4 protein-coding genes are annotated in these 3596 nt (G+C 72.4%); all 4 read right to left on the reverse strand.

The annotated features are described in order from the left end of the window. Window positions 1-796 (reverse strand): ATP-binding cassette domain-containing protein (locus tag H5J30_RS22140; RefSeq protein ID WP_258563472.1); only part of this gene is annotated, 796 nt, incomplete at its 3' end. Next, window positions 793-1797, reverse strand: a complete 1005-nt coding sequence (locus H5J30_RS22145; protein ID WP_181789134.1) for an ABC transporter ATP-binding protein — start codon at window positions 1795-1797, stop codon at window positions 793-795. The genes H5J30_RS22145 and H5J30_RS22140, both read right to left, overlap by 4 nt. Window positions 1798-1809: 12 nt before the next feature. Next, window positions 1810-2757, reverse strand: a complete 948-nt coding sequence (locus H5J30_RS22150; RefSeq protein ID WP_181789135.1) for an ABC transporter permease — start codon at window positions 2755-2757, stop codon at window positions 1810-1812. Next, the coding region (locus H5J30_RS22155; RefSeq protein ID WP_181789136.1) for an ABC transporter permease at window positions 2751-3596 on the reverse strand (846 nt) is incomplete at its 5' end. The genes H5J30_RS22155 and H5J30_RS22150, both read right to left, overlap by 7 nt.

Here is a 3596-nt window from a genome sequence, read left to right on the forward strand (position 1 = left end):
CCGCGAACAGTTCGTCGCACGGCGCGCTCTCCATCACCTTCCCGCCGTACATGACCACGACGTGGTCGGAGAGGTGCCGGACCACCCCCATGTCGTGCGAGATGAACAGGAAGCTGACGTCCCGCTCGCGGCGGAGGTCCTGGATGAGGTTGAGGATCTGGCCCTGGATGCTCACGTCGAGCGCCGAGACGATCTCGTCGCACACGATGAACCGCGGCTCCACCGCCAGCGCCCGCGCGATCGCGGCCCGCTGGCGCTGCCCGCCGGACAGCTCGTGCGGATAGCGGCCGGCCAACTGGGCGCGCAGGCCCACCTGGTCGAGGAGTTCCGCGACCCGCCGGGAGACGCCGCCGGGCGCCACCGTGCGGTGCACCGTGAGGACTTCGCGGAGCATCGTGCGCAGCGTCATCCGCGGGTTGAGGCTGGCGTACGGGTCCTGGTAGACGATCTGCGCCACGCGCGGCAGCGTCCGGTCGCGGCGCAGCTCGCCCAGCTCCCGGCCGTGCAGCCGCACGCTGCCCGAGGTGACGGGGGACAGGCCGAGCAGGGCGCGGCCCGTGGTGGTCTTGCCGCTGCCGGACTCGCCGACGAGGCTGACGATGCTGCGTGCGGGGACGGTGAAGGAGACGCCGGCCACGGCGCGGGTCGTGCCGGTCACGCGGCGCAGCAGCCCGGTGCGTACGGGGAAGTCCACCCGCAGGTCCGTCACCACGGCGGCGGGCGGGGCAGTGTTCTCGGCGGTGTTCTCGGCGGTGTTCTCGGCGGTGTTCTCGGCGGTGTTCTCGGCTGCGGTCATGTGCGGGCTCCTTCCGCGGGGGCGGGGGCGGTGACCGGGCAGCGGACCAGGTGCCCGGCGCGTGCCGGATCCGGTTCCGCCAGCAGTGGGACACTGTCCCCGCACTCGTCCCGCGCCAGCGTGCAGCGCGGCTGGAACGCGCATCCCGGCGGCGGCGCCGACGGGTGCGGCGGCAGGCCGGGGATGGCGGGGAGCCGGTCGCCCGGCTTCCTGTCCATCCGCGGTACGGACTGCATGAGGGCCCGCGTGTACGGGTGGCCCGGGGCGTCGAACAGTTCGGCGGTCGACGCCGTTTCGACGATCATCCCGCCGTACATCACGGCGATCCGGTCCGTGACCCCGGCGACGACGCCCAGGTCGTGGGTGATGAGCACCAGCGCCATGTCCAGCTCCCGGCGCAGCCGGTCGATGAGCCGCAGCACCTGGGACTGGATGGAGACGTCGAGCGCGGTGGTCGGCTCGTCGGCGATGAGCAGCTTGGGTTCGCGGCTGATCGCCATGGCGATCAGGACGCGCTGGCGCATGCCGCCGGAGAGCTGGTGCGGGTAGGCGCGGAGCCGTTCGCGGGCGGCGGGGATGCCGACGAGCTGGAGCAGTTCGGTGCAGCGGTCGGCGGCGGACCTGCGGTTGTGGCCGTCGTAGCGGATCAGCGGCTCGGCCATCTGCCTGCCGACGGTCATGGCGGGGTTGAGCGCGGACAGGGCGTCCTGCGAGACGAGCCCGATGCCGGAGCCGCGGATCCCGCGCAGCTGCTTCTGGGTGAGCGCGGTGAGGTCCGTGCCGTCGAACGTCACCCGGCCCGAGACCCGGGCGCCGGCCCGCCCCAGCATGCCGAGGACCGCCAGCATCGTCTGGCTCTTGCCGCTCCCGGACTCGCCGACGACGCCCAGCGACTCGCCGGCGGCGACGCGGAAGGAGACGTCGCGGACGGTGGTCAGCGAGGAGTCGTGGTCGTGGCCCGGGTGGGTGACCTCTAGGTGCGCTACGTCCAGCACGTTCACGGTGATGCCTCCCTACGCGAGCTTGATCTTGGGGTTGAAGTACGCCTGCGCCACGTCGACCAGCATGTTGATCAGCACGAAGGCGACGGCGATGACGAGGATCCCGCCCTGCACGAGGGGGATGTCGCGGGACGAGATGGCCTGCTGGAGCGCGAGCCCGACGCCCGGCCAGGAGAACACCGTCTCGGTGAGTACCGCCCCGCTGAGCAGGAACCCGGCCTGGAGGCCGATCACCGTGACCACCGACGGCATGGCGTTCGGCAGCACGTGCCGTACGACGACGTGGAACTCGCCGATGCCGCGCGAACGCGCCGTCTGCACGTAGTCGTTGTCGATGACCTCCAGGACGGCCGAGCGGGTCATGCGGGCGATGACCGCGAGCGACCAGGCGGCCAGGGTGACGACGGGCAGCACCATGTGCGCCGCGGTGTCGAGGGCGCCGCCGCCGGCGATGGAGGTCATGCCGGTGGCCGGCAGGATCCGCAGTTGCAGCGAGAAGACGACGATCAGGACGAGGCCGAGCCAGAACGACGGCACCGAGTTGAGGAACAGCACGCCGACGGTCAGCCCCCGGTCGCGTACGGAACCGGGCTTCTGCGCCGCCCAGGTGCCGATGGCCACGCCGAGGACCGCCGCGACGACGATGGCGGTGCCGGAGAGCAGCAGGGTGTTCAGCAGCCGCTCGGACAGCACCTCGGAGACCGGGCGGCCGAAGGACAGGGAGCGGCCGAGGTCGCCGCTGAAGAGGTTGCCGAGGTAGGTGAAGTACCGGGAGACGGCGGGCTCGTCGAGGCCGAGGTCGGCGCGCAGGGCCGCGCGGTCCTCCTCGGACGAGGTCGGGCCGAGGAGCGCGGTGGCCTGGTCGCCGGGGATGATCTGGCCGAGGCCGAAGGTGGCGACGGTCACCCCGAGGAGTACGGGGATCATCTGCAGCCCGCGGCGCAGGATGAAGGTCAGCATGCGGCTTCTCCCGTCTTGCCCTCGTCCGCCGCGCGGTCGTCCTTCTTCGCCGCGCGGGAGCGCCGCGAGCGCGGGTCGAGCCGGTCCCGTACGCCGTCGCCGAGGAGGTTGAAGCCCACCGCCAGGACCACCACCGCCAGGCCGGGGAGCGTGGCGACGTGCGGCGAGGTCACCAGCAGCGCCCGGCCGCCGCTGAGCATCTGGCCCCAGTCGGGCGTCGGCGGCTGGGCGCCGAGGCCGAGGAAGGCGAGGCTGGCGCTGAGGATGACGTTGCGGCCGGTCTGCAGGGTGGCGAAGACGACCAGGCCGCCCAGCAGGTTCGGGGCGATGTGGCGGAACGCGATCCGCCCGTGCCCGTACCCGAGGGCCGAGGCCGCCTCCACGTACTGCTCCTGCCGCAGCGAGACGACGTTGCCGCGGACGATCCGGCCGAACTCGGGGATCGTCACGACCACCACCGCCACGATCAGCGACGTGGTGCTGGGCCCCAGCGCGACGCCGATGCCCAGCGCCAGCAGGATGCCGGGGAACGAGAACATCACGTCGAAGATCCGCATCAGCACGCTGTCGACCCAGCCGCCGACGTAGCCGGAGAACAGGCCGATGCAGCCGCCGACGGCCAGCGCGAGGAGCGTCGGCAGGATCGCGACGAGCAGCGCCATCCGGGCCCCGTACATCAGCCTGCTGAGGATGTCGCGGCCCACCTCGTCGGTGCCCAGCAGGTGGCCGTCGCTGAAGAGGCCGAGGCCGATGGCCGCGGGGTCGGTGTCCAGCGGGTCGTGCGGGGCGATGAGCGGGGCCAGGAGCGCGACGAGGACGGTGACGGCGACGATGCCGCC

It is taken from the genome of Streptomyces phytophilus, assembly GCF_013870535.1.
GTDB lineage: Bacteria > Actinomycetota > Actinomycetes > Streptomycetales > Streptomycetaceae > Streptomyces > Streptomyces phytophilus.

Coding starts and splice junctions, on each gene's coding strand:
- H5J30_RS22150 (WP_181789135.1), bottom strand. CDS start 2,757: ATGCTGACCTTCATCCTGCGCCGCGGGCTGCAGATGATCCCCGTACTC.